This window comes from Pseudomonas sp. AC247 (assembly GCF_979258015.1).
This window is the reverse complement of record NZ_OZ409829.1, coordinates 3,215,273-3,239,760: the sequence shown is the minus strand read 5'-3', so window position 1 is coordinate 3,239,760 and position 24,488 is coordinate 3,215,273. Positions and strand designations below refer to the sequence as shown.

The following is a 24,488-nucleotide window of genomic DNA, read 5'->3' as shown; positions in this document are numbered from 1 at the left end:
TTCACGGTTCCGGGACACGGGAGCAACGTGATCCGCGCCCTCGGCGCGTCACCCGCCACCCACCCCCATCGCCCTTAAGTCGTTCTCACATAAGGCTGTCATGGATACGGGTTCTCGACTCAAACTAGTACGCGAAAGCTACAAACTCTCCCAGCGCGAGCTGGCCCGGCGTAGCGGCGTGACCAATGCCACCATCTCCCTGATCGAACAGAATCGCGTCAGCCCTTCCGTCAGCTCATTGAAAAAGCTGCTCGAAGGCATCCCGATGTCCCTGGCCGACTTCTTCACCTTCGACCAGCCGCCACGCGAACATCAATACGTATTCCGCGCCAACGAACAGCCGGACCTCGGCCGCCATGGTTTGCGCCTGCTGCTGATCGGCGCCTCGGTACCGAGCCGGCAGATGCGCTTGCTGCGCGAGCAATACGCGCCGGGCGCGAGTTCCGGGGAAGAGCCGATTGTGCACGCGGAAGGCGAAGAGTGTGGGCTTGTCACCCGTGGCACAGTCGAGTTGACAGTGGATGGGCAGGTGAGTGTGTTGGGGGCAGGGGACGGGTATTACTTTCCGACGACGCTGCCGCACAAGTTCCGCAATATCGGGGCGGATGAGGCTGAGATTATCAGTGCGAATACGCCGGCGAATTTTTGACGAGGATTTACTCTCACAAAGGCAGCCCTATTTTGATAGAGCTGCCTTTTTAATTGGTGCTGATGTTATGCAACTATTTCTAGGTACGTTTTTCTGTTTTCTTTTTTAAAGCTGGATCTCATTAAATATAGAAATTGAGAAATGTTATTCTTTAGGTCTGAGTTTTTTTCCTCTGTTTCGCCTGGCGTGATGGAACTCACTAGTAAGGCTGGTGTGACTGGGGTCGCACCATAAATGCTATAGCGCTGGTGATGGAAGTGTCGTGTTATACAGTGCTCGCTCGGATTAACAATCATTAGGCCAATCGATGGGTTAAGTCCAGTTTCCTTCTCATGAAGTCCATGTAAATACTTCATCGTAAGTTCTGGGAGGTAGTGAGTAAAAGCCTTCTTGCTGTTCGTGTATTTCGCATCAATGATCAGCTGTCGGGTTTCTCCATCAGATGATGTGATTGCTAGCAGTATGTCTGGGCAGCGATTGGCATTTGCACCCGTTTGACCTCTAGGTTTTAAGTCACCATTGTATTGGTTGAAAGTCCAGCCTTCGGAGTTAATTATTTGTGATGCGCTTGATTGTAGGTGCTCATGAGTCCACGCCTTGGGTTCGTACATTATCTTTATGTTGTAATCGCCCCATTGGTACTCGAAGTCATTTTTGCTCGGTGATGGGTTTTGCAGGAATTCAAACTTTTCGCCTAAAACTGTTTCGGTGTCCAAATGATTTTTTACTAAGAATAATAAATAGTACTCGAATAACTTAGGGATGCTTTGAATTGAGAAGAGTTCCTCTTGAACACTCCAGTCTGGTGAACCGAATCGGTGCCATGCGATAATTTTATGAAATATTTTTTGATAGTGAAGGTTGTAGCGAGCTTTTCTTGTGAATTGAGGGGTTCCTATGATAGGGCTGGTAACTGGCACCTTGTCATCAAATTTGCGTTTTAAACCCTGAAGCGCTTCTATTAGCTCTCTGCATCTTTCCGCTTTTTTTCGATTAATAATTTTGGCGTATTTGCTGAGTTGAGAAAAAAACGAAAGGTAGCCGGAGAGATCCTGTTGTGTGCGGATTTTAGAAGCTGGGTAATCTTCTAATCTCCGAAGCAGCTCTGATGCTGCCCTCATAAGTGAAATAATGAATCCATGTACTACTTGGTTCTCGTATATGCTTAGCTCTTCCTTTAAATGATTCTCTAGGATTTTTTCTGAAGAATATAATTTGCTATCGAACTCAAGCAATGCTCGTTCGATATCGTCAACAGGGAATAAACCGTCACAGTTTTCAGCGATCCACGCTAAAGTAGTGTCGTCTATCACCGAGTTCTCAGAGAATGCAACTACCTTTGTTACGGGGATGAGTTTCGCTATAGGTTTGGAGTATATCTTTGGTAGTTCTGCGCTTAGTAGTAGTACGTTTCTTTCGAGTTGGTCGATAAGAAAACTAACGGACTTGTCTCCCTCTTTAAATCCGGCCTTTAATCGAGTCACTCGAAAAAAAGCCGCCAGCGCTTCGTTGTCATGAGCCGCTAGAAAAGAAAGCATTTTTTCTGCACGTTCTGCGTTTATTTTTTTTGCCAATACTTCGATTGGCGAAAATTGTTCAATAATTATCCTTTCGTTGTAATTGTCTATTTTTGTTGCTAGTACAAGTTCAGCCATTCCGTAGTAGTTATGAAAAAAGCATTCGTAGCCCCACTTTGCTAGTGATTTTGGTTTCCATTCGTATATCCATTTTTCACCTTCTTTAAAATTATTTGTGGCGGAAATTTCATTTTCATGCAGGCATAGAGTAATGTCATCAACTGGTCTTTCTAGCTCAAGTTTGAATTCAATTGCCTCGTCTTCAAGAAAATAAATATTCTCGCCGATATGTGCTTCTATAGGGGTAAGTTCAAATATTTGATCTTTTCGTTTTCCGCTAATTATACGTGCTATGAATCGCATTTGATGCCCCTCTCTAGAAGTAAGAATAGGTGTCGGCGTAATTATCTCCTTCCTCGATAATGTTTCGTAGGGCGCGTTTTGAAATATTCAAATCGAAGTCGCTTAGTTTTTGTTCTAGTTTTAATAACCTATCTCGAAAGGCGGCGCCATATCCTTCAATTGCGGGGAGGATATGCTGGGCTACAGCATAGTCTAGAGGGCGGTTACGCATTCCTCCGAGCTCGTTTGCGATGTAGCAATATCTTTTTATTGCATTGGTTTTGCGTTTGCTAATATGGATTGCGCTGGTTTTTGCTACTTGAGACGTCAGAATAGAAAGTATCTGTTCAAGCGAAGCTTGCTCGTCTGGAAGGAGGTCAGCTTCGCTAGAAGAAATGTTGAAGGCTTGGTTAATTTGCTCGTGTGGAACTGCCCCGTTGAATCTGTGGGAGCTTATTAGTGAGGATATATCTTCCAGGTTAACATCTTCTCCGAGAGAAATAATTGGTGCGCGATCAATTAATCGCGGGGAAAGTTTTTCAGTTGTGGCATCGTTGTTTATAGTTGCAATGAATCTGAGATTGCCGCCAACTTCTAGGTACCGCTGAGTAGCATCGGGTATACCTAGGTCAATTCGGCGCTTGGTTCCCTCTGTATCACACATGCCTAAAAAGTCAGACCAGTAATGTTCAACGCTAGAAAGATTAGCCTCATCCAGCAGTACTATTTTCGTGAATTTTTCCGCAGATGTTTCTTTGTTTTTTAGAAATTGATAGAGACCACTGCGCGAAGGTTGGTAGACATCTTTTAATGAGTTGTAAAACCCTAGAATATCTCGCCCGGCCACCCAGCCACGGCCGACTGCTACGTTAAGGAAATTGCCGGCTCCATGATCATCTTCTGCTCCATTTAGCTTCAGCGCATGTGCCAGTCGTAGAGCTGTGGAAGTTTTACCGGTGCCCGGTGGTCCTGATAGGAACGTGAGGAAGGATTGAGTTGTGCTAATTACCAAGTTGGCCATTTCGTCATAAGTAAATGGCCGGCCCTCATCAGCATGAAATGTATTTAGTAAATGGTGTATATAGTCGGATCGGTTCTCTTTTGTTAATTCAATTTCTGAAGCTTTCAGGTGCGCAGTCTTTGCGTCTGTTTTTGTTTCGTAGTCCGGCTTCCCATTCAGCATTTGAATTAACGTTTTTAATTCTGTTAATTTCTCTCCTAGCTGAGGCGATGCAATGAGGGTTTTTTGACTTTCTAGAGTTCTTTCCAAGTCTATAATTTCTTTTTGTCGATCTTGGTTTGTTCTTTGCTGGAACTGGATTTCTTCCTTTAGACTGGTTACATGTCTTAGGTCTTGATTTTTCTCTAGTATTTCTTCCAGTGCTTTTTGGTTTTCTTTTATTTTTTGTTCTAGTTCGGTGTTCGTGTTGGTAAGTAAGGTTTGTTTCTCAAGCAGGCTTTGGTGGGCTTGCTCCGCGGACTGTTCTTGAATTCGTTTTAACTCCAGTTCCGCTTCTGTTCGCGCTCGCTCAACATCTTGATCTATTGTTTCGAGTTCCTTTCTTTTTTGGTCAGCGACCCGAGACATATCATTTATTTCTCTCTGTATTTTTTCCTTTTTTTCTATGGTTTGCTCATCAATTTCCTGTATTTTTTCTTTTATAAGGATGTCTTTATTTTTTTCGAAGTAGCTATCTAAGTATTTCTTTCCTTCGATATTGTCTAGTAAGAATTCTTCAATTATACCTTTTCCGTAACCTTCGTCATCCAAAAAGTCCGCAAGTACAAGTTCCAGTCGCTTTAAGCGCTGATCGTTGTCCATTGCTTTGTTTTTCTTTTTATATGAGTCTATTATTTGGGTTAGCTTGGTTGCTTCGTTCTTTCCCAGTGTAGGGTTGCCCTTGCCAAAACCAGATTTCGCGTAATATTTAATAAGTCGAGATGCTGAGATGTAATCTATTTTATCGAAATCTAATTTCTCTAGTTTTTTGAGTGAAGTAATAAAGCTTCTTGGTCCCCCCCTTACTTCAAACCGGAGTAGTTCGCCGCTGTGCTCCAAGGTGCTTTTGTCAAATTTGGCGATATGATCGGTAGGGAGATTTAAAGGTGTCAATCCAGTTGATGGTGTTAAAAACCAGTCATCTTCGTCTTTCGTAGCTAAAAATGGGCCATTTACAGTGCCCTCATTTTCTATAAAGAACAGGATGTTCCTAGGCAGATCGTAGCCTAAGCTTACTTTTCCAGTGTCTATATCTGGCATCGGCATTTTTATAACGGGAATTAAGGCATTATGCTCTAGCCGTTCAGCCCATTCACCTTTCGAATAGTACTTTTGCTTTCGCTTATCTTCCTGCCATTCGTTATCTGTCTCATGCCATTCTTTGATTATGAAAAGCTCGTCATCCTTAAAAAGCTCGTCAATTTTCATGTATTCTTTTGATATAAATATCCCTGAGTTTGGAAACTCCGAAATTTCAACGTTTCTGAAACTACCGTCTTCATGCTCCAGAGCTACGGGGATTACACTGCCGAGATCTGGATTGAAATTGCTTGAATCCTTTACGACTAACAAACGTCCCATACGATGTCCTTGTGTGTGGTTGAATAGCTTTTTGGTGCAGATGATGGCTTTTTGCCCGAGCCAATCTATCGTCTTCAGCTTAACTAACCAAGCGTATTTCGTCGTTTCCTTCGCGTGGGGGATCAAAAAGGCTGAGCAGATTTGGTTACCATCCTAAGCATCCATGCACGTCGCAAACGCGTATTTAGCACTGAAGGCTCAGTCTTAAAGCACATTATCGATTCGGGAATTTCGAGGTCATATCAAACCTCGCTGCTCAACCGAAACACATCACTCACGTCTTGCACCATTATCCTGGCGATGCTAGTTACGGTGTTAATGTCTGCTCGGCGTGGTCGGGCAGGCAGGTGCTTTCGATGAGGTCAAGATATTTGAGGACAGCGTTGAGGCGTTCGGCGACGCACTCATGGAGATCCTGTAATGGGGCGTTGGCGTCGATGAGGAGTACGGAATGGTCGGCGGCGGGGAGACATTTTTATAAGGAGTGAATCGGCTTTTGCATTGTCATGGTGATAATCCTAAGTGAAGAAGAATTGCCACCATTGAGTTGCGAAACAGAAGTGTGGTAGCTATGCGCGGGTTCGCAGACCGGAGAAGAGTCAAACCGGCAGACCCGAAGGTTTCCCACACACACAGCTGCCATATAGCGAAACGGCGGCGAATTTTGCCACAGTTGTCATCTAGCGGAGTGTGTCACTTCTGAGGGCTGCGAAACCCATCGCCAACTGCGGTCAGCGACAGCCCACTCTAGGCAGCAATTACCGCACCCACAAACGACCTGTAGGACGCAAACCCAACCTTGTGGCGAGGGGATTTATCCCCGCTCGGCGACGCAGTCGTCGCAATCCGTGGCGTGCGGCGTATCTGGAGAAATGAGCTAGCCGGGATGGGGCCGCTTCGCAGCCCAGCGGGGATGAATCCCCTCGCCACAAGGGGTGTTTTCCTACGCGTTTTTCAGATTTCAAATTCGGTCGAATCTCAAATCATGGCTTTGCATCCCGTTGGGAACTTTCCTTTAAAACGATGTCAATTTGACGGCGTGTCGCGACGCTCGTTTTGAACGGATCTAGCAGTGCCAGGCTGTTTCCTGGTAAGCCCAAGGAAGTGTGAGATGAAGCTGGTTCTTGCGATGTTGTTGATGTTCAGCGGTTACGCTTTTGCCGGTTGCGGCAATATTGATGACCATGACCAACGTGCCTTTTGCTATACGCGGGAGAGCGGTGGCAGTTGCGGCAACATTGATGATCATGATTTGCGTGAGCGCTGCAATGCGGAAAATGGCAATGGCTCCTGTGGCAACATTGCTGATCACGATCAGCGCACTTATTGCAATGCCAGGAAGAGCGGCGGCAGTTGCGGCAATATCGATAATCATGATTTGCGTGAGCGCTGTAATGCAGAAAATGGCAACGGCTCCTGCGGCAACATTAGTGATCATGACCAGCGCACTTATTGCGAGGCCATGAAGGGTAATGGGAGCTGCGGCAATATCAGCGACCATGACTTGCGTACCCGGTGTGATGCCAATAAGCGCTAAGCGCTGATAACGATGGTGAAGACAGCCCGGCTATGAGCCGGGCTTTTTTATGTAGTGAGCATCACGGATTAGCCGTTCGTTGCTTTCATTTTGCCTTCCATCGTCCACCCCCACTTTCACAATCAATCTTCGCCTGCCCCAGATTCTCCGCACCGTAGTAGTACGTGGTCACCTGCGCACCATCAGGAATATTCAACGCTTTGGCGTTTTTATCCTTGCTGGTGGAGTGCGGGTTGGCCAGTGATTCCTGGGTGAGGGTGGCGATGCAAGTGGCTTGGTAGTGGTCATCGCACTGTTGGACCTTTTTCTTGACGGCGTTAACCATGTCTTTGCTTTCGTTGCTGCATGACCAGTCGATGGAATTGACGGGCATGCCGTCGTATTCGTAGCAGCTGTGGCCGGATACGGCCGGCACCGAGGCGCTGGAGGATTGCGTTTGCACATCGCAACCCTCGGCCATGACGCAGGTGGGGATGACGCTGAAAGTGGCAAGCAGGAGCAGAAATCGAATGTTCATCGCTGTTTCCTCTGCGGTGACGCCATTGCCGATCACTGACAGGGCGTCTCTTTCTTTCGAGATGACGTGGCGCAGGGAGGTTCAATCAGGTTGTTCGTTTGCACCGCTCCGGTAGACTGCCAACCATCGCGACTCTCCAGCGCCCCAAGGATCGGAACATTGCCATGATCGAAATCGGCAGCCGCAACAACGCCCCCACGCCGCAACACAAAAGCCACGATGTGTATCTGTTCAGTATCGACCCGTCGCGGCCGGCGACACCGTTCTGTTTCGAGCAGTCGATTGGCGGTGGGCATGCCGAGCAGGGCGGGGCGCGCTGGCTGGCGCTGGACGAGCTGGACGCGTGGCCCGGCCAATGTCGGGAGCACCTGAAAAAAGCCGATTGCGCCTGGGTCGTCGAGTTGCTCGATGCCCACCCCGATGCCGATCAGGCAGCGCTGGTGTCGATGATTCTCAAGCAGCATGCCGAGGCGGGTACGTCCGGTGGGCGCTTGAAGGCGATTGGCGGTTGGCTCAAGCGCAATATTCATGTTGGCGGCCGCTACGGCCTTTAACCCTCGGAGACTCCCATTACTCAGACACTCGAACGCGCCATTGCCATCGCTGCCACGGCTCATGCGGGGCAGGTCGACAAGGGCGGCGCGCCGTACATTTTGCATCCGCTGAAAGTGATGATGCGCATGTCTTCGCTGGAGGAGCGCATCGTCGCCGTGCTGCACGATGTGGTCGAGGACTGTGACATCAGCCTTGAGGACCTGCGCCAGGAAGGTTTCAGCGAGGACGTGCTGACGGCCATTGCAGCCGTCACCAAAGTGCCTGGCGAGTCCTACGAGGACTTCGTCGAACGCGCGGGGCAAAACCCGATCGGGCGAGTGGTGAAACTGGCGGATCTGGAAGAGAACAGCGACCTCTCGCGTATCGCCTCGCCGAGCTGGGAAGACCTCGAGCGGATCGAGAAGTATCGCCGCGCCATCGCAAGACTGCGCAACTGAAACCCCGTCGGGCTGAAAGCACGCCACACCGCATCCGGTAGGAGCTGCCGCAGGCTGCGATCTTTTGATCTGCTTTTTGAAGAACAAAGTCAAAAGATCGCAGCCTGCGGCAGCTCCTACAGGAGGTGTGCTGCGAAGCCTTGGCGCTCGGGGGTGATTGGGTCTTTGAGGGTCAGTGCCGGAATCTCGTAATCGCCCGCGTTCTGTTGCCGAAACGCAATCGGGCGCGTACTCCACAACTCATCCAGTCGGCGGCCTAATTCGTCGCAGGTCTCGGCATACCGCGCCGTGTCCATCCGGCTGGTGCGATACACCAGAAACGGCGGCACCACTTCAAAACCGGGGTAGTACAAAATCCCGTGTTGAATCGGAAACAGCAAATCATCCATCGGCCCGTTAATCCCGCGCGGCGCGTAATGCGACTCCCACCCGCCAGTGGTAACCATCAACATCGCCCGTTTGCCTTTCATCTTCCCTTCGCCATAACGCTCGCCCCAACGACTGTCGGAGTGTTCACCGACGCCGTAGGCAAAACCGTAGGCGTACACCCGATCGACCCAACCTTTGAGAATGGCCGGCATGGTGAACCACCACAGCGGAAACTGCAGGATCAACGCATCCGCCCACAGCAGTTTCTCTTGCTCGCGAGCGATATCGTCGGCCTGGGTGCCTTCGGCGTAGGCGAGTTTCGAGTCGAGGGAGGCGTGGAATGCTTTCGTCGCATCGCGCTGCGGGGCGTCGTCGGCGTCGAGGGTGGGTTTCCAGTTCATCGCATAGAGGTCGGAGACCTGCACGGTGTGGCCGGCGGCTTGCAGGCGCTGGATAGTGAAGTCCCGCAGCGAGCCGTTGAGGGAAGTCGGTTCAGGGTGGGCGTAGACCAGTAAGACATTCATGTTGAGGTTCCTGTGCTTGAGTGGCAGCAGGATCGGCGTTCACCCGGTATATTGGAAATGAATGTCTGATATGTCTGGTATAGCCGTGAATAATTTGAGACGCCTCGATATCAATCTGCTGCTCACGCTCGATGTGTTGCTGTCCGAGCACAACGTCACCCGCGCGGCGCAACGGCTGAACCTGTCGCAGCCTTCGGTGAGCGTGCATCTGGCCAAGTTGCGCGACATTTTTGGCGATCCGTTGCTACTGCCGGGGCCGCGAGGAATGCGCCCGACTGCGCGCGCCGATGAATTGCGCGAACCGTTGCGCGAGGCGTTGGAGGCATTGGAAAGGGCGGTCGCGCCGGCCAGTGCGTTCGATCCGGCGCAGGCGACGCACACCTGGAAAATCGCCGCTACCGATTACGGCGAATCGACCGTCGTTCTCCCGGCGCTCAGCGGGTTACGCGAGCAGGCACCGGGCACGCGATTGGCCGTGATCGATCTGACACCTGCGCAGTTGGTCAAGCAGGCCGAGCAGGGTGTGTTTGATATTGCTCTGCACATCAGCGAAGACGCGCCGCCGGAGTTGCACTCACGACCGTTGTTCACGGAGCGATATGTGCTGGCCGGTCGTGTCGGTCATCCGGATTTACAGCGCGCACCCACCCGGCAACAGTTCTGCGCATTGGAGCATGTGATGGTGTCGCGTGAGGGCGGAGGGTTTTTCGGCGTGACCGACAAGGCGTTGGCCGATGTCGGGTTACAAAGAAAAGTGGTGTTGTCGGTGCCGCACTTTCTGATGGCGATGTCGGTGCTGGCCAGCACCGATCTGGTGGCGATGCTGCCGTCACGCCTGGTGCGTGGCAACCCGGCATTGCAAGTGGTCGACGCGCCGCTGGAAGTACCCGGTTACGAGATGACGATGTTCTGGGGCGAACGCTCGCACCGCGATCCGGCGCACAAATGGCTTCGCGAGCAGTTGCTGGCCTCGGTCTGACGGGGGTTACGCGTGGCCGAGCGCGACGGCAAACGACACGACGATCATGCACGCGAACGCGAAATTGAGATTCATGAGGTGTTCATCCTGAGCCTTATTGAAGTGCAGCCATTGTGGACAGGCTGAAAGCGAAGAAAAAATTCGCCTTGTTGATTCCAATGATCGAAACAATTGATAGCCGCTTGTTTGTGTTTGCCCGAAGCTTTCGCTAGTCTCGCTAAAACCTGCAATTACAAGCATAAACAGGCGTAACCATGCACGACCACTCCGCGTCCGAACTTCCCTCTCTGCGCCGCCAGAAAATTCTCCTGATCCTTGAACGCGACGGCAAAGTCATGGCGTCCGAGCTGAGTCAGCACTTCGCGGTGTCCGAAGACACCATCCGCCGCGACCTCGCTGAACTGGATAACGCAGGGCTTGTGCAGCGGGTTCACGGTGGCGCGCTGCCGCGTCCGAAGGACTCCGGCAAGGATTACTTCGCGCGGCTGGATGAAACCGATGAGGTGAAAATCCGTCTCGCGCAATTGGCCGCGCAGCAGATCGAGGATGGGCAGATTGTGCTGTTCGACTCCGGCTCGACGACGTTGCAGGTCGCGCGCTCGTTGCGTGCCGATATCAGCATCACGGCGGTGACGGCCTCACCGATGACGGCGATTGCGTTGTCGGAATTCAAGGGAGTGAAGGTGATTCTGGCGGGCGGGGTGTTGAACCCGAGGACCATGTCCGCGAGTGGTCATGAGACGTTGCGTTTGCTTGCGGGGATCAAGGCGGATCTGGCGATTACCGGCGTATGTGCGATCCATCCGGAGGTGGGGATTACCTCGTTGCATTTCGATGAAGTGCCGGTGAAACAGGCGATGCTCGAGGGCGCGGCGCGGGTGATTGCGGTGACCTCGGCGGACAAGCTTGGGGCGGTTGAGCCGTTTGTCGTGGCGGGGTGCGAGCGGTTGCACACGCTGATCACTGAACGGCATCTGGCATCAGGGAGTGTCGAGGATTATCGGCGCTTGGGCATCATTGTCGAGCAACTGCCAGACTGAGACCGCCCCCCCTGTAGGAGCTGCCGAAGGCTGCGATCTTTTGATCTTGATTTTAAAAAACAAGATCAAAAGATCGCAGCCCTCGGCAGCTCCTACAGGGGAGGGTGTTGTATCAGCGCAGCTTTTCGAGCATCTGGTAGTACCACATGCCTGCCGCCAGCATCGGGTTCCCCAGCCAATCCCCCATCGGCACACGAATGTGCTGGCACGCGGCAAACGTGTCGAACTGCTCCAACTGCCCGGTAATTGCCCGGCTCATGATTTCGCCCATGATGTGCGTGGTGGCGATGCCATGTCCCGAGTAGCCTTGGCAATACCAGACATTGTCCGAGAGTTTGCCCAGTTGCGGGATGCGGTTGATGACGATGCCCATCGCGCAGCTCCACTGGTAGTCGATCTGCACGCCTTTGAGCGCTGGAAAGGTTTGCTCAATGCAAGGCCGCAGTTCGCCGGCAATGTCGCGTGAATCCTTGCCGCTGTAGTTGGCGCCGCCACCGAACAGCAAGCGCCCGTCGGCGGTGAGGCGGTAGTAGTCGAGGACGAAGCGGCAGTCGTAGACCGCGAGGTCTTCGGGGTTGATCTGCCTGGCCAGTTCGCCCAGCGGCGCGGTGGTGACGATGCCGCCCATGGCCGGGAAGATCTTGCCTTTGAGCTGGCCCGGTTCGAGCTTGTGGTAGACGTCGCCGGCGAGCATCACTTGCTTGGCGTCGATCTGACCGTGAGCGGTTCTTACCCCTGGCGTATCGCCGTGAATGATCTCCAGCACTTCGCTGTTTTCGAAGATCAGCGCGCCGAGGCTTTCTGCTGCCCGCGCTTCGCCGATGCACAGATTCAGTGGGTGCAAATGCATGTTGCGGGTGTTCTTTATGGCGCCGTGATAGAGGTCGCTTTGCAGCAGATCGCGGACCTGGCTGCGGTCGAGCAGGCTGACTTCATCGCCCAGTCCACGACGCACCGCCTCTTCGTAATCGTTGCGCAGATCGGTCATGTGGCTCGGCTTGTAGGCCGCGTGCAGATGGCCGTGTTTGAGATCGCACTGGATGGCGTATTTTTCAACACGCTGTTTGATGATCTCGTGCCCGCGCCAGCGCAGGTGCCAGATGAAATCGTCGACGTTATCGCCGAGTTTCGCGCGCATCTGTTTACGCATTGCGCCGTCGCCGGAGAGGCTGCCGGTGACCTGCCCGCCGTTGCGCCCGGTGGCGCCCCAGCCGATTTTGTTGCTCTCGACGATGGCAACTTTCAGGCCTTTTTCGGCGAGTTCAACGGCGGTGGCGACGCCGGTGAAACCGCCCCCGATGATCACCACGTCAACCGCGTGCCGACCTTGCAGGGTCGGGTAGTGGGTGTCCTGGTTGAGGGTGGCGGTGTAGTAGGAATTGCAGCGTTCGGTCATGTCAGTGTCCACACAAATTCGCAAGGCTAAACAGGATCCTTGTGGGAGCTGGCTTGCCAGCGATAGCGGATTATCAGTCACCAACGATGCTGAATGTGCCGACCCCATCGCTGGCAAGCCAGCTCCCACAGGGTTTGTGTCAAATGGTCAGGCTTCGGTGAGGTACCAACGCCAATCCTGCTCGCCCACTTCAGCCATGAATTGCCGGTACTCGGCACGCTTCACCGCCAGATACACCCCGAGAAATTCCTGCCCCAACGCATCGCGTGCCCACACGGAATTTTCCAGTGCCTGCAACGACGTCAGCCAGTCAGTCGGCAGCAATTCCTTGGCTTGCGCGTAACCATTGCCCTCGACCGGCGCTCCCGGATCGAGGTGTTCACGAATGCCGCGATGAATGCCGGCAAGGATCGCCGCCGCCGCCAGATACGGGTTGGCATCGGCGCCGCAGATGCGGTGTTCGATGTGTCGGGTGTTGGCCGGGCCACCGGGTACGCGCAGGCTGACGGTGCGGTTGTCGACGCCCCAGGTCGGCGCCAATGGCGCGTAGCTGTTGGCCTGGAAACGACGGTAAGAGTTGGCGTTCGGGCAGAACAGCAGCAGCGTGTCCAGCAACGATGCGAGCATGCCGCCAATCGCCGTACGCAGCAGCGGCGTGCCAGCGGGGTCTTCGGAAGCAAACAGATTGTGCCCCGCGCTGTCGGCGAGGCTGACGTGCATGTGCATGCCGGTACCGGCCAGATCGTCGAACGGCTTGGCCATGAACGTCGCCTGCATGCCGTGCTTGTGCGCCACGGCCTTGACCAGGCGTTTGTAGCGCACTGCCTGATCCATCGCCTGCAACGCATCGCCATGTTCGAGGGTGATTTCCACCTGGCCCGGTGCGTATTCGGAGATCGCCGTGCGTGCCGGAATACCGTGCAGTTTGCAGGCGCTGTAGAGGTCGGCGAGGAACGGTTCGATCTGCTCCAGCTCGCGCAAACCATAGACCTGCGTATGTCGCGGTCGACCACCGTCAGCATCCAGTGCCGGTTGCGGGCGTCCGTTGTGATCGCGCTTGGCGTCGAGCAGATAGAACTCCAGTTCGCACGCCATGATCGGGTAGTAGCCCTCGGCCTTGAGGCCGTCGATGACCTTGATCAGCAGATGGCGCGGGTCGGCAATACTGGCCGGCATGCCCTCGGTCGGGTGCATGCTGACCTGCACCGCCGCGGTCGGAATCTGCCGCCATGGCAAGCGCACCAGGCTGCCTTCCAGCGGGTAGGCACGGCAATCGATGTCGCCGACGTCCCAGACCAGACCGGAGTTCTCGACGTCTTCGCCTTGCACGGTCAGGCCAAGGATGGTGCTCGGCAGCGGGCGACCGCTTTGATAAACGGCGAGCAGTTCTTCGCGGTGCAACAGCTTGCCGCGTGGCACGCCGTTGGCGTCGAGAATGAACAGCTCGATCATGTCGATATCAGGGTTTTGTTCGAGGAACAGGCGTGCGTCTTCAATGGCTGCGAATTTCATGGCAAACACTCAGGGGGGCGCCGCACAGGCGCGCAGATTCGGGCCGGACGACTTTAGAGGGCAAAAGCCCAGGCGTCCTGGCAGGGATATCGAAAGAGAAAGGGCCTACACGTTTTTCAGACGTGATCAGGCAGAAGCGCAGATATCCGGCGGGCGTGCGGAGTGACGCAGCTTGGAGCGGCGCAGGGCCATGGGGAGATTGACGATGCGATTCATGCGCAACCCCTGTCGCAGAGGGGGCGCACAGCGGAGACGTTCAACGATTTTAGTTGTTGTAGTGACGTGCTCATAACGCGTGTTTCCGTTGGCGGAAAACGTCGGTGGCGGGGCGGACCCGCTTACCGGTGTGCCACGGATAGTAAGGGGGAATCTGCGGGCGTGTAAACGCTCAATGTGAAATATCTTGAACACCCAAATCTGAAGAAGATTTTGTGGTGAAGGGATTTATCCCCGACGGGCCGCGCGGCGGTCTGCAAAAAAGCTGGGCCTGCTGCGCAGTCCATCGGGGATAAATCCCCTCGCCACAGGTTTTCATTCAATCGTGTTCAGGCGTGCGCCAGGCTCCAGCGCAGCGCCGCATTCTGGTCGCAGTCGCGCGCTTGCACCCAGTGCGCGCCTTCAGGCGTGGTTTCGCGTTTCCAGAACGGTGCGCGGGTCTTGAGCACGTCCATGATGAACGCGCAGGCTTCGAACGCCATGTGCCGGTGTTTGCTGCTGACGCCGACAAACACGATCGGCTCGCACACCGACAGTGCGCCCATCCGATGGATGATTTCCACACCCAGCAACGGCCAGCGCTCGCGCGCTTCGTCGGCAATCTGTTCGAGGGATTTTTCAGTCATGCCCGGATAGTGTTCCAGAAACAACTCGTTCACCGGTTGGCCAATGTTCAAGTCACGCACGTAACCAATAAACGTCACCACCGCGCCCACTCGTGGATTGCGCGCGTGCAGATCGGCAGTCAGTTGACCGATGTCGAAGCTCTTGTACTGGACTCGAATTGTCATCGGTCAGCCCCCGGTAACCGGTGGGAAAAAGGCGATTTCGTCGAAATCTTCAATTGCCTGACTCGGCTGGCACAGCTCCTGATTGACTGCGCACATCAGGTTGCCGGCACCGAGCACTTCGCGCCAAAGCTCACCGCGTGCCATGAGCATCTGTCGAACATCTTCGACACTGCCCAAGGCTTTGCTCAGCGGAATCTTTTCCCCGCCCAGGTTGAGCCGGTCACGGTAGCTGGCGAAGTAGTTGATCAGGATCATTGCGCATCCTCCCATTGAAAATGTCCGGAGCGACCACCCTGTTTGCTGAGCAGGCGGATGTCGCCGATGACCATCGCCCGGTCGACGGCTTTGCACATGTCGTAAATAGTCAGCGCGGCGACGCTGGCGGCGGTCAAGGCTTCGAGCTCGACACCCGTCTGCCCGGTGAGGCGGCAGGTGCTGGTGATTTGCACGCGATCCGGTGCGCAGGCCTTGAGCTCGACGTGAATCGAGCTGAGCAACAGCGCGTGGCACAGCGGGATCAGCTCGTGAGTACGCTTGGCCGCTTGAATCCCGGCGATACGCGCCACGGCGAACACGTCGCCTTTGGGATGACCGTTGGCCTGGATCATCTGCAGGGTTTCCGGGCGCATATGCACCCAGGCTTGCGCGGTGGCTTCGCGGCGAGTGGCAGCCTTGTCGCTGACATCGACCATGTTGGCGCGGCCCTGATCGTCGAGGTGGGTGAGGGTGTTGCTCATGCGGAAAACTCCTGAACCGGGCTATAAATGCGCGGGGCGTTGCGGTGGGGTACGTGGATCAGATTGAGCCGGTGCTTGAGCGCCCAGCGCACGGTCAATGCGGTGGGTGCCGACAGGCTGACGAGGGTGCCGAGGCGGGCGCGCACGGCTTTGTGAATCAATTCGAGGCTGCAACGGCTGGTGACCACGACAAAGCCTTGGCGGACGTCGACAGCATCGCTGTGCAGAGCGCCGATGAGCTTGTCGAGGGCGTTGTGGCGGCCAATGTCCTCGCGACACAGCAGGGCTTCACCCGTGGCATCGAAGTACAGCGCCGCGTGCAGGGCGCCACTGCTGCGGGCCAGTGATTGAGCCTGCTCGATGCGCTGGCGGATGTTGTCGAAATGCGCCGCCGGTGGCAGCGTTGACGGCGGCAGAATCTCCAGCGGCGGCAGCGCCTGCTCCAGCGCTTCGACGCCGCACAGGCCACAGCCGCTGGTGCCTGCCATTTGGCGACGATGTTCCTTCAGCGCCCAGAAGGCGCGGTTGGAAATCTGCACGTCGGCCTGGCAGGCCTGATCGAAATGGGTGAGTCGCAGGTCATGGATTTCGTCAACGCTGGCGATGATCGCGTTGCTCAGGCTGAAGCCTCGGATGAAGTCTTCAATATTGCCGGGCGAGACCATCATCACCGCTTGATTCAAGCCGTTGTAGGTGATGGCCAGAGCGATTTCCGCCGCGAGCGCCGTGCGCGATACCGCTGCGTCAGGCAGGTATTCGCGATACGCCACCTGCGCCGGTTGTGGTGCGGGGGCGTTGGGTTCGGTGGTGGGTTCGACGTGGCAGAGCATCTTGAAAGTCCCGAAGCGCTGAAGAGTGTTCAGGCTACGGGGGCGTAAAAAAAGCGTCCAATCGCTTGTTCCGATCTGCTGATCGGATGCATCTATCACTCCCTGTAGGAGCTGCCGCAGGCTGCGATCTTTTGATTTTGATTGTTAAAAACAAGATCAAAAGATCGCAGCCTGCGGCAGCTCCTACAGGTTCTGGATTTTGCGCAGGCTGGGTTGAACTGGTCAATTATTCGGCAGGCACCTCAACCCCAAACAGCTTGCGCGCCTCGGCAAAGCACTTCTCGGCAATCGCCGAGCGCGGTTCGGTCTTGCGCATCACCAGGCCCAATGGCGCAAGCACACTGGCATCCGGTAACTGCATGAACGACAGATGCTCGATCGGCTCCTCAAGCCCGCTGTCCAGCGGCATGATCGAGCAGCAGAACCCCTGGTGAATCGCCTGCAACAGCTGATACGTCGAATCGCTCTCCATGATCGGCTGCGGACTCAGCCCACGGCTGCGAAAGCTCAAGTCGATCGATTTACGGTAATGCATGCCGGTGGTGATCATGCCCAACGGCAGTTCGGCGGCAGCTTCCCAGCTCATTTCCGTGCCTTCGAAATGGAAGTGACGGTTGTCATAGAGCAGCCCGACGCGGGTTTCGCCGATCTCGAAAAACTCGAAATAGTTCGGGTTGACGTGGTCGAGGTAACACACGCCCAGGTCCAGTTGGTTGTTGCCCAGCCCTGCGATGATTTCGTCGGAACTGAGTGACGACAGGCTGAATTTCAGCTCCGGATACGAGCCCGACAAGCCCTGTATGTAATTGACCGGGTTGAAGCTGCTCAGTGGCACCAACCCCAGGCGCAAGCTGCCGACCAGTTGCCCGCGACACGCCGCCGCTTCGGCGAACAAGCCGTCGTGCGCCGCCAGCAAGGTCCGCGCCCAAGCCAGCACGCGCTCGCCTGCCTGGGTAAATCCTTCAAAGCGCTGGCCACGGTTGACCAGTACCAGATCCAGCTCATCTTCCAGATTGCGCAGGCGCATCGACAGGGTCGGCTGAGTGATATGGCAGCGTGCGGCGGCCTGGCCGAAGTGACGGGTTTCGTCCAGCGCGATCAGGAACTTGAGTTGTTTGATGTCCACGATGGCACCTGCTCGATGGGAATTTTGATTGAGTATTGACGCAGAGGCGCGCAGCGCACGAAAAGCGCAGGCGGCGACGATCTCATTTAAGCGGTTATTCGTCCAATCGGAAGCATTGAAAGGATTATCGACCGGCTCTATCAGCCACGTCGTTAGTGGCTTTCAGCGCAGTTGCGGCGGGCGATAGAGGCGCTCGATAGTCCGGTTGGCCAGAGTGATTAGACAGTACTAAGAAGAGGCACTTAGGCTTGTCGGCAATTGGATTAATTGCTGCCGGAGAATTCCCATGAGCGCGAAATCGGATGCCCTGTTTGTCCCCCTGAACATTGCCGTGCTGACGGTCAGCGATACCCGCGATTACGCCAGCGACACCTCGGGCCAGTTGCTGGTCAGCCGCTTACTGGAAGCCGGTCACACGTTGAGCGAACGTAATCTGCTCAAGGATGATTTGTACAAGATTCGCGCTCAGGTCGCGCACTGGATCGCCGACGACAGCATTCAGGTGGTGCTGATCACTGGCGGCACCGGCTTCACCGGACGCGACAGCACGCCGGAAGCGGTGACCTGTTTGCTGGACAAGAAAATCGACGGGTTTGGCGAACTGTTCCGCGCAATTTCGATTCTCGATATCGGCACCTCCACCGTGCAAAGCCGCGCCCTGGCCGGGCTGTCCAACGGCACGCTGGTGTGTTGCCTGCCGGGCTCGACCGGCGCCTGCCGCACGGCGTGGGAAGGCATTCTGGCTGAGCAACTCGACAACCGTCACCGCCCGTGCAACTTCGTCCCGCACCTCAAATCGGTACAAGCCTGCGGAACCCGCGGATGAGTCGGGCACCGTTGATGCCGGTCGAGGAAGCCCTCGACCAACTGCTGGCCATGGCCAATGAGCAGCCGCTGGTGGATAGCGAAATGCGCTCGCTCGATGACGCGCATGGTCGGGTGCTGGCCAGTGATCTGGTGGCGACGCTGGACCTGCCGCCCTGGCCGAACAGTGCCATGGACGGTTACGCCTTGAACCTCGCGGATCTGCACCGTCAGCCGTTGGCCGTGTCGCAACGGGTGTACGCCGGTCTGGCGCCGGATGCCTTGTTGCCGGGCAGTTGTGCGCGGATCTTCACCGGGGCACCGCTGCCGCCGGGTGCCAACTGTGTGGAAATGCAGGAAAACGTCGAGGTGCTGGAAGATGGCCGTGTGCGGTTTTTGCAGCCGCTGAAGGTTGGCCAGAATATTCGCGCGCAAGGTCAGGAGAATCGCGTTGGCGACATTCTGCTGCGCGCCGGCAAACGTCTCGGGCCGTTCGAACTGGCAGTGGCAGCGGGGCAGGGCGTGGCGCAAGTTCACGTGGTGCGTCGGCCTCGCGTGGCGTTGTTGTCGACGGGTGACGAACTGGTCGAGCCGGGGCTGCCACTGCGTCCCGGGAGCATCTATAACAGCAATCGCGTATTGCTCGCGCACTGGCTGCGTGAACTGGGCTGCGAGGTGATAGATGGCGGCATCCTGCCGGATCGTCCGGCACAGACGCGGCTCAAGCTTGAGCAGTTGCAAGTTGGCGCTGACCTGATTCTGACCACGGGCGGAGTGTCTGCCGGCGATGCCGATTGCCTGGGTCAGGTGCTGCGCGACAACGGTAAACCGCTGCTGTGGAAACTCGCGATCAAGCCCGGCAAGCCGCTGACAGTGGGGCATTTCGGCACGGTGCCGGTGATCGGTCTGCCGGGTAATCCGACCTCGGCGCTGGTGACGTTCGGTTTGCTGGCCAGGCCGTATCTGCTGAGGATTCAAGGGGTCGAAGAGGTGATGCCGCTGAGCTTCACGGTGAAGGCGGGCTTCGACTGGGCGAAACCGGGCAGCCGCCGCGAATACCTGCGAGCACGCCTGGAAGCGGGGGCTGCGGTGCTTTATCCGAATCAGAGTTCGGGCGTATTGCTTGGCGCCACGTGGGCTGATGGTCTGGTGGAGATTCCTGAGAACAGCACGCACACGCTCGGCGAACCGCTGCGCTTTATCCCGTTCAACGAACTCTTCTGACCCCCTGTAAATCTGTAGGAGCAAAACTTGCTCGCGAAAGCGGTTAACCATTGAACGAATATGTTGGCTGATGCGACGCCATCGCGAGCAAGCTCTGTTCCTGCATCGGTGGGTTGTGCGGGCATAAAAAAACGCCGCTCATCTTGCGATGGGCGGCGTTTTTCAGTGCGTTGTAACGTTAGGCTTGAACGACCGGAATGTTGGCGTTCGCAGCAGCTTCACGGAACTCGGCGATCTGGTCGAAGGACAGGTAGCGGTAGATATCGGCCGCCATGCTGTCGATCTTGCCAGCGTATTCCATGTACTCCTCGACGGTCGGCAGGCGACCCAGGATCGAAGCCACGGACGCCAGCTCGGCCGAAGCCAGGTAGACGTTCGCGCCGTCGCCCAGACGGTTCGGGAAGTTACGGGTGGAAGTGGAGACCACGGTCGCGTTCGGCTCTACACGTGCCTGGTTACCCATGCACAGCGAGCAGCCTGGCATTTCCATGCGTGCGCCAGCCTTGCCGTAGATGCCGTAGTAGCCTTCTTCGGTCAGTTGGTGAGCGTCCATCTTGGTCGGCGGCGACAGCCACAGACGGGTTGGCAGCTGACCCTTGACCTGATCCAGCAGTTTACCGGCAGCGCGGAAGTGACCGATGTTGGTCATGCACGAACCGATGAACACTTCGTCGATCTTCTCGCCAGCAACGCTGGAGAGCAGACGGGCGTCGTCCGGGTCGTTCGGCGCGCACAGTACAGGCTCGCTGATGTCGGCCAGATCGATTTCGATGACTTCGGCGTATTCGGCGTCGGCATCGGCTTCCATCAGTTCCGGGTTGGCAACCCACGCTTCCATCGCTTGAGCACGACGTTCCAGGGTACGTGCATCGCCGTAGCCTTCGCCGATCATCCAGCGCAGCAGGGTGATATTGGAGTTCAGGTACTCGGTGATCGACTCTTTCGACAGCTTGATGGTGCAACCGGCAGCCGAACGTTCGGCCGAGGCGTCGGACAGTTCGAACGCCTGCTCCAGGGTCAGACCTTCCAGACCTTCGATTTCCAGGATGCGGCCGGAGAAGGCGTTTTTCTTGCCTTTCTTCTCGACGGTCAGCAGACCGTTCTGGATGGCGAAGTAAGGAATCGCATGAACCAGGTCACGCAGGGTGATGCCAGGTTTCATTTTGCCTTTGAAGCGCACCAGGATCGATTCCGGCATGTCCAGCGGCATAACGCCGGTGGCCGCAGCAAACGCAACCAGACCGGAACCGGCCGGGAACGAAATGCCCATCGGGAAACGGGTGTGCGAGTCACCACCGGTACCGACGGTGTCCGGCAGCAGCATGCGGTTCAGCCACGAGTGGATGATGCCGTCGCCCGGACGCAGGGAAACGCCGCCGCGGGTCATGATGAAGTCAGGCAGGGTGTGGTGGGTGGTCACGTCGATCGGCTTTGGATAAGCCGCGGTGTGGCAGAAGGACTGCATCACCAGGTCAGCCGAGAAGCCCAGGCACGCGAGGTCTTTCAGTTCGTCACGGGTCATTGGACCGGTGGTGTCCTGAGAACCCACGGTGGTCATTTTCGGTTCGCAGTAGGTGCCAGGACGGATGCCTTTGCCTTCTGCCAGACCGCACGCCTTGCCGACCATTTTCTGCGCCAGGGTGTAACCCTTGGTGCTTTCGATCGGTGCATCAGGCTTCTTGAACAGGTCGAACGCAGGCAGACCCAGTTCGGCGCGAGCCTTCTCGGTCAGGCCGCGGCCGATGATCAGCGGGATACGGCCGCCGGCACGGACTTCGTCCAACAGTACCGGGGTCTTCATTTCGAAGGTGGTCAGGACTTCGTCGGTGCCGTGTTTGCAGACTTTGCCAGCATGCGGGTACAGGTCGATCACGTCGCCCATATTCATGTTGGACACGTCGAACTCGATTGGCAGTGCGCCGGCATCTTCCATGGTGTTGTAGAAGATCGGAGCGATTTTGCTGCCGAAGCAGAAACCGCCAGCACGCTTGTTCGGCACGTAAGGAACGTCGTCACCGAAGAACCACAGTACCGAGTTGGTCGCGGATTTACGCGAGGAACCGGTACCGACCACGTCACCGACGTAGGCGATCGGGAAGCCTTGACCGCGCATTTCTTCGATCTGCTTCATCGGGCCGATGGCGCCCTGCTGATCAGGAACGATGCCGTCGCGGGCCATTTTCAGCATGGCCAGGGCGTGCAGCGGGATGTCTGGACGCGACCAGGCATCAGGAGCAGGGGAGAGGTCGTCGGTGTTGGTTTCGCCGGTCACCTTGAATACGCGCAGGCTGATCTTGTCGGCCAGGGTCGGACGGTTTTTGAACCACTCGCCGTCAGCCCACGATTGCAGCACGGCTTTAGCGTGAACGTTGCCGTTCTTGGCTTTTTCCGCGACGTCGTGGAACGCATCGAACATCAGCAGGGTGTGCTTGAGTTGCGCGGCAGCGACTGGCGCCAGCTCGGCGTCGTCCAGCAGGTCAACCAGAGTCACGATGTTGTAGCCGCCCTGCATGGTGCCGAGCAGTTCTACAGCGCGTTTTTTGTCCAGCAGCGGGGAGGAAACTTCGCCCTTGGCCAGTGCAGACAGGAAGCCGGCTTTTACATAGGCCGCTTCGTCCACGCCTGGTGGAATGCGATTGGTGATCAGGTCAACGAGGAATTCTTCTTCGCCAGCCGGAGGGTTTTTCAGCAGCTCGACCAGGCCTGCTGTTTGTTCGGCGTTAAGCGGCTGGGGAACGATACCCAGGGCTGCACGCTCTTCGATATGTTTGCGGTAGGCTTCAAGCACAGTTATTACCCTCATCAGTGGTCCCAAATGGGTGTCCGGGACGCTCATCCCGAAATTGCCGTACTCATGCTCCTCACGACGTTGTGGGTCGTTCGGCCAGAATTACCGGCAATTCCTTACAGAAGCTGCTTTCAAAGTTTTACGCCTGCAGAACGGGGAGCTGATGAGGGTTGGCGTTGGGCTTTTCCCCGCTGGAAAAACCCCTCGCCAACACCGCTCTGAAGGAACGACTGTGCTCGTGACGCTTTGAAAACAGCTTCTAACGGACATTGGCGCCTTAAAAGGCTGGCTGATTCTACGGCAAAAAAAAATTAAACGTAAGTTCGTCCCTGAAGTTTGAGGGGTGATGAATGTTAGACAAAGGGCTAACATGCCGACCTGTTCCGCGTTTCAGTGCCTTTGCCTATCTTATGCCCAATCAGACCATCAAGACCCCCTGCGTCGGCCTCTGCTCCACTGTTTACGGTGATCTGGTGTGCCGTGGCTGCAAGCGTTTCCATCACGAAGTGATCCATTGGAATGGTTACAACGAGGAGGAAAAACGCGCGGTGTGGCTGCGTCTGGAACAATTGCTGTCACAAGTGATGGCGGGCAAGGTCGAGATTTTTGATTCGGCGCGTCTGCGCGAGCAGCTCGAACAGCGCAAGATCCGCTTCGTGCCGCATCAGTCGGAATATTGCTGGGCGTATCAGCTGATCGCGCGGGGGGCGCGGGTGATCATTAATCTCGAAGCGTACGGCATGGTGTTGCTGCCGGAGTTTCGCGAGTGGAATTTGCCGGAATTGCGTGACGCCATTGATCGGGAATTCTTCCTGCTGTCGGAAGCGCATTATCAGCGCTACATCGCCCCCGGTTTCCTTAAAGACGCCTTTGGTGCCTGAAGGTCAAAAGATCGCAGCGTGCCGCAGCTCCTACATGGAATGCGTTCTACCTGTAGGAGCTGCCGAAGGCTGCGATCTTTTGATCTTTAATGTTTCACCGCCAATTCCACCAGATGATCCTCAACCTCCTGCGGCTTGAGCACCAGCACGTCGCTTTCCAGCGCATCCAGCACCACTTCCGCGGTATTGCCGATCAGCGCCCCTGATAAACCGGTCCGCGCCACCGTGCCAATCACCGTCACCGCCGCCTGCAGCTTGTGCGCCATGAACGGAATCAACACATCCGCCGGCCCTTCCTCAATGTGCAGATGTTCATCATCGACATCGAACTCCGCCTGAAACGCCCGGCATTGTTCGCGATAGCGCGCCTCGATGGTTTCGCTCAGTTGCAGCGTCGGGTCCGCCGCTGACAACATCGGTGAGGGATGCGCTGCGATCACATGCAGGTGCGCTTTGGCCAGACTGGCAATGTCGTAGCCATGATCAATGATCGTTGTGTGCAAATGCCGGTGTTCGCCATCGACATTGCCGACATCCACCGCCGCCAGAATCACTTTGTCCTTCCACGAACTGGCGGTTTTCACTAGCAGCACCGGGGTCGGGCAGTGGCGCAGCAGTTTCCAGTCTGCCGGGGTCAGCAGGGCTTTTTTTAGCGAACTGTCCGGGAAATGCTGTTTGACTACCAGCCCGCAGCCCTCGGCCTGCTGCACATCGATGATGGTTTCATGCAGGCTTTCGTTCCACGCCTGCTCGGTGGTGACGCTGTAACCGTCGGCCAGCAGCGCGGCCTTGAGCACGCCGAGCATGCCGGCGTGGTCGTGCTTTCTGTCGCACACCAGCAGGTGCAGATGGGCCTGGGTCACACCCGCGATCAACTTGGCGCGCTTGAGCGCCAGGCTTTCCGAATGTTCGGGTTCGATGACCACCAGAATGCTGCGAATGGCTTGCATGAGCGGAGTCTCCAGCAAAGAAAAGGCACGGCGTTGCACAACTATAGTTGCTGCTCATGCGCCCGTGACTTGATGCATATCAACGCGGGCGGCTGGTGGTCTGCGGGCAGGCCGGTATAATCGGCG

22 protein-coding genes and 1 pseudogene are annotated in these 24,488 nt (G+C 56.0%); 9 read left to right on the top strand and 14 right to left on the bottom strand.

Annotation, left to right across the window (positions count from 1 at the left end):
* The first annotated feature begins 100 nt into the window (after nucleotides 1-100).
* On the top strand, nucleotides 101-649 hold the full coding sequence (locus ACZZ0B_RS14640; RefSeq protein ID WP_053121083.1) for a cupin domain-containing protein: 549 nt from the start codon (nucleotides 101-103) through the stop codon (nucleotides 647-649).
* A 65-nt stretch (nucleotides 650-714) separates the two neighbouring features.
* Here ACZZ0B_RS14640 and ACZZ0B_RS14635 read toward each other — a convergent pair whose 3' ends face one another.
* The 3 genes and pseudogenes from ACZZ0B_RS14635 to ACZZ0B_RS14625 all read right to left on the bottom strand — a co-directional run.
* On the bottom strand, nucleotides 715-2,589 hold the full coding sequence (locus ACZZ0B_RS14635) for a hypothetical protein (RefSeq protein WP_463545582.1): 1,875 nt from the start codon (nucleotides 2,587-2,589) through the stop codon (nucleotides 715-717).
* 13 nt (nucleotides 2,590-2,602) lie between these two features.
* On the bottom strand, nucleotides 2,603-5,149 hold the full coding sequence (locus ACZZ0B_RS14630) for a hypothetical protein (protein WP_463545581.1): 2,547 nt from the start codon (nucleotides 5,147-5,149) through the stop codon (nucleotides 2,603-2,605).
* Between the two features lie 242 nt (nucleotides 5,150-5,391).
* Nucleotides 5,392-5,612: pseudogene (locus ACZZ0B_RS14625) on the bottom strand (fructose-bisphosphate aldolase); the annotation flags it as partial.
* Nucleotides 5,613-6,260: 648 nt separating this feature from the next.
* Here ACZZ0B_RS14625 and ACZZ0B_RS14620 point away from each other — a divergent pair.
* Entirely contained in the window at nucleotides 6,261-6,686 is a 426-nt protein-coding gene (locus ACZZ0B_RS14620; RefSeq protein ID WP_463545580.1) for a hypothetical protein, read from the top strand.
* Between the two features lie 85 nt (nucleotides 6,687-6,771).
* Here ACZZ0B_RS14620 and ACZZ0B_RS14615 read toward each other — a convergent pair whose 3' ends face one another.
* Entirely contained in the window at nucleotides 6,772-7,203 is a 432-nt protein-coding gene (locus ACZZ0B_RS14615) for a hypothetical protein (protein WP_463545579.1), read from the bottom strand.
* Between the two features lie 164 nt (nucleotides 7,204-7,367).
* Between ACZZ0B_RS14615 and ACZZ0B_RS14610 the strand changes: the two genes are divergently transcribed.
* The gene (locus ACZZ0B_RS14610) at nucleotides 7,368-7,757 is read left to right on the top strand and encodes a hypothetical protein (RefSeq protein ID WP_008086910.1); all 390 of its coding nucleotides are present in this window, start codon (nucleotides 7,368-7,370) and stop codon (nucleotides 7,755-7,757) included.
* A gap of 15 nt (nucleotides 7,758-7,772) precedes the next feature.
* Entirely contained in the window at nucleotides 7,773-8,195 is a 423-nt protein-coding gene (locus ACZZ0B_RS14605; protein WP_008086911.1) for an HD domain-containing protein, read from the top strand.
* 116 nt (nucleotides 8,196-8,311) lie between these two features.
* On the opposite strand, the gene ACZZ0B_RS14600 is transcribed toward ACZZ0B_RS14605, so the two are convergent.
* A complete protein-coding gene (locus ACZZ0B_RS14600) occupies nucleotides 8,312-9,088 on the bottom strand; it encodes an NAD(P)H-dependent oxidoreductase (RefSeq protein WP_463545578.1) in 777 nt (258 codons plus the stop codon).
* A gap of 61 nt (nucleotides 9,089-9,149) precedes the next feature.
* Between ACZZ0B_RS14600 and ACZZ0B_RS14595 the strand changes: the two genes are divergently transcribed.
* Together ACZZ0B_RS14595 and ACZZ0B_RS14590 are read left to right on the top strand one after the other, a co-directional pair.
* Nucleotides 9,150-10,067, top strand: coding sequence for a LysR family transcriptional regulator (locus ACZZ0B_RS14595; protein WP_463545577.1), 918 nt, complete (start codon nucleotides 9,150-9,152; stop codon nucleotides 10,065-10,067).
* 254 nt (nucleotides 10,068-10,321) lie between these two features.
* Complete coding sequence (locus ACZZ0B_RS14590; protein ID WP_463545576.1) at nucleotides 10,322-11,107, top strand: DeoR/GlpR family DNA-binding transcription regulator; 786 nt, start codon at nucleotides 10,322-10,324, stop codon at nucleotides 11,105-11,107.
* A gap of 112 nt (nucleotides 11,108-11,219) precedes the next feature.
* On the opposite strand, the gene ACZZ0B_RS14585 is transcribed toward ACZZ0B_RS14590, so the two are convergent.
* From ACZZ0B_RS14585 to ACZZ0B_RS14555, 7 genes are all read right to left on the bottom strand, one after another.
* Entirely contained in the window at nucleotides 11,220-12,503 is a 1,284-nt protein-coding gene (locus tag ACZZ0B_RS14585; RefSeq protein WP_463545575.1) for an NAD(P)/FAD-dependent oxidoreductase, read from the bottom strand.
* A gap of 147 nt (nucleotides 12,504-12,650) precedes the next feature.
* Nucleotides 12,651-14,015 carry a glutamine synthetase family protein gene (locus ACZZ0B_RS14580; RefSeq protein WP_158831890.1) on the bottom strand — a complete coding sequence of 455 codons (1,365 nt, stop codon included), beginning with the start codon at nucleotides 14,013-14,015 and terminating at the stop codon, nucleotides 12,651-12,653.
* A gap of 545 nt (nucleotides 14,016-14,560) precedes the next feature.
* On the bottom strand, nucleotides 14,561-15,022 hold the full coding sequence (gene moaE / locus ACZZ0B_RS14575) for a molybdopterin synthase catalytic subunit MoaE (protein ID WP_463545574.1): 462 nt from the start codon (nucleotides 15,020-15,022) through the stop codon (nucleotides 14,561-14,563).
* A 3-nt stretch (nucleotides 15,023-15,025) separates the two neighbouring features.
* Nucleotides 15,026-15,277: a MoaD/ThiS family protein gene (locus ACZZ0B_RS14570; RefSeq protein WP_463545573.1), complete on the bottom strand. Its 252-nt coding sequence runs from the start codon at nucleotides 15,275-15,277 to the stop codon at nucleotides 15,026-15,028.
* Nucleotides 15,274-15,759 carry a cyclic pyranopterin monophosphate synthase MoaC gene (gene moaC, locus ACZZ0B_RS14565; protein ID WP_008088779.1) on the bottom strand — a complete coding sequence of 162 codons (486 nt, stop codon included), beginning with the start codon at nucleotides 15,757-15,759 and terminating at the stop codon, nucleotides 15,274-15,276. The genes ACZZ0B_RS14570 and moaC overlap by 4 nt, the downstream gene beginning before the upstream one ends.
* Nucleotides 15,756-16,589 (bottom strand): formate dehydrogenase accessory sulfurtransferase FdhD, encoded by an 834-nt coding sequence (gene fdhD, locus ACZZ0B_RS14560; protein ID WP_463545572.1) that lies wholly within the window; start codon nucleotides 16,587-16,589, stop codon nucleotides 15,756-15,758. The genes moaC and fdhD overlap by 4 nt, the downstream gene beginning before the upstream one ends.
* A 226-nt stretch (nucleotides 16,590-16,815) precedes the next feature.
* Nucleotides 16,816-17,715, bottom strand: coding sequence for a LysR family transcriptional regulator (locus ACZZ0B_RS14555; RefSeq protein WP_440096198.1), 900 nt, complete (start codon nucleotides 17,713-17,715; stop codon nucleotides 16,816-16,818).
* Nucleotides 17,716-18,001: 286 nt separating this feature from the next.
* Between ACZZ0B_RS14555 and moaB the strand changes: the two genes are divergently transcribed.
* Both moaB and ACZZ0B_RS14545 read left to right on the top strand, forming a co-directional pair.
* Nucleotides 18,002-18,541: a molybdenum cofactor biosynthesis protein B gene (gene moaB, locus ACZZ0B_RS14550; protein ID WP_463545571.1), complete on the top strand. Its 540-nt coding sequence runs from the start codon at nucleotides 18,002-18,004 to the stop codon at nucleotides 18,539-18,541.
* Nucleotides 18,538-19,743 carry a molybdopterin molybdotransferase MoeA gene (locus ACZZ0B_RS14545; protein ID WP_008086938.1) on the top strand — a complete coding sequence of 402 codons (1,206 nt, stop codon included), beginning with the start codon at nucleotides 18,538-18,540 and terminating at the stop codon, nucleotides 19,741-19,743. The genes moaB and ACZZ0B_RS14545 overlap by 4 nt, the downstream gene beginning before the upstream one ends.
* 178 nt (nucleotides 19,744-19,921) lie before the next feature.
* On the opposite strand, the gene acnB is transcribed toward ACZZ0B_RS14545, so the two are convergent.
* The gene (gene acnB / locus ACZZ0B_RS14540) at nucleotides 19,922-22,531 is read right to left on the bottom strand and encodes a bifunctional aconitate hydratase 2/2-methylisocitrate dehydratase (protein ID WP_440096246.1); all 2,610 of its coding nucleotides are present in this window, start codon (nucleotides 22,529-22,531) and stop codon (nucleotides 19,922-19,924) included.
* A 410-nt stretch (nucleotides 22,532-22,941) separates the two neighbouring features.
* Between acnB and ACZZ0B_RS14535 the strand changes: the two genes are divergently transcribed.
* Nucleotides 22,942-23,412 (top strand): DUF1289 domain-containing protein, encoded by a 471-nt coding sequence (locus ACZZ0B_RS14535; protein WP_045123298.1) that lies wholly within the window; start codon nucleotides 22,942-22,944, stop codon nucleotides 23,410-23,412.
* A gap of 86 nt (nucleotides 23,413-23,498) precedes the next feature.
* On the opposite strand, the gene ACZZ0B_RS14530 is transcribed toward ACZZ0B_RS14535, so the two are convergent.
* Nucleotides 23,499-24,362, bottom strand: coding sequence for a universal stress protein (locus ACZZ0B_RS14530; RefSeq protein WP_008084221.1), 864 nt, complete (start codon nucleotides 24,360-24,362; stop codon nucleotides 23,499-23,501).
* Nucleotides 24,363-24,488 lie beyond the last annotated feature (126 nt).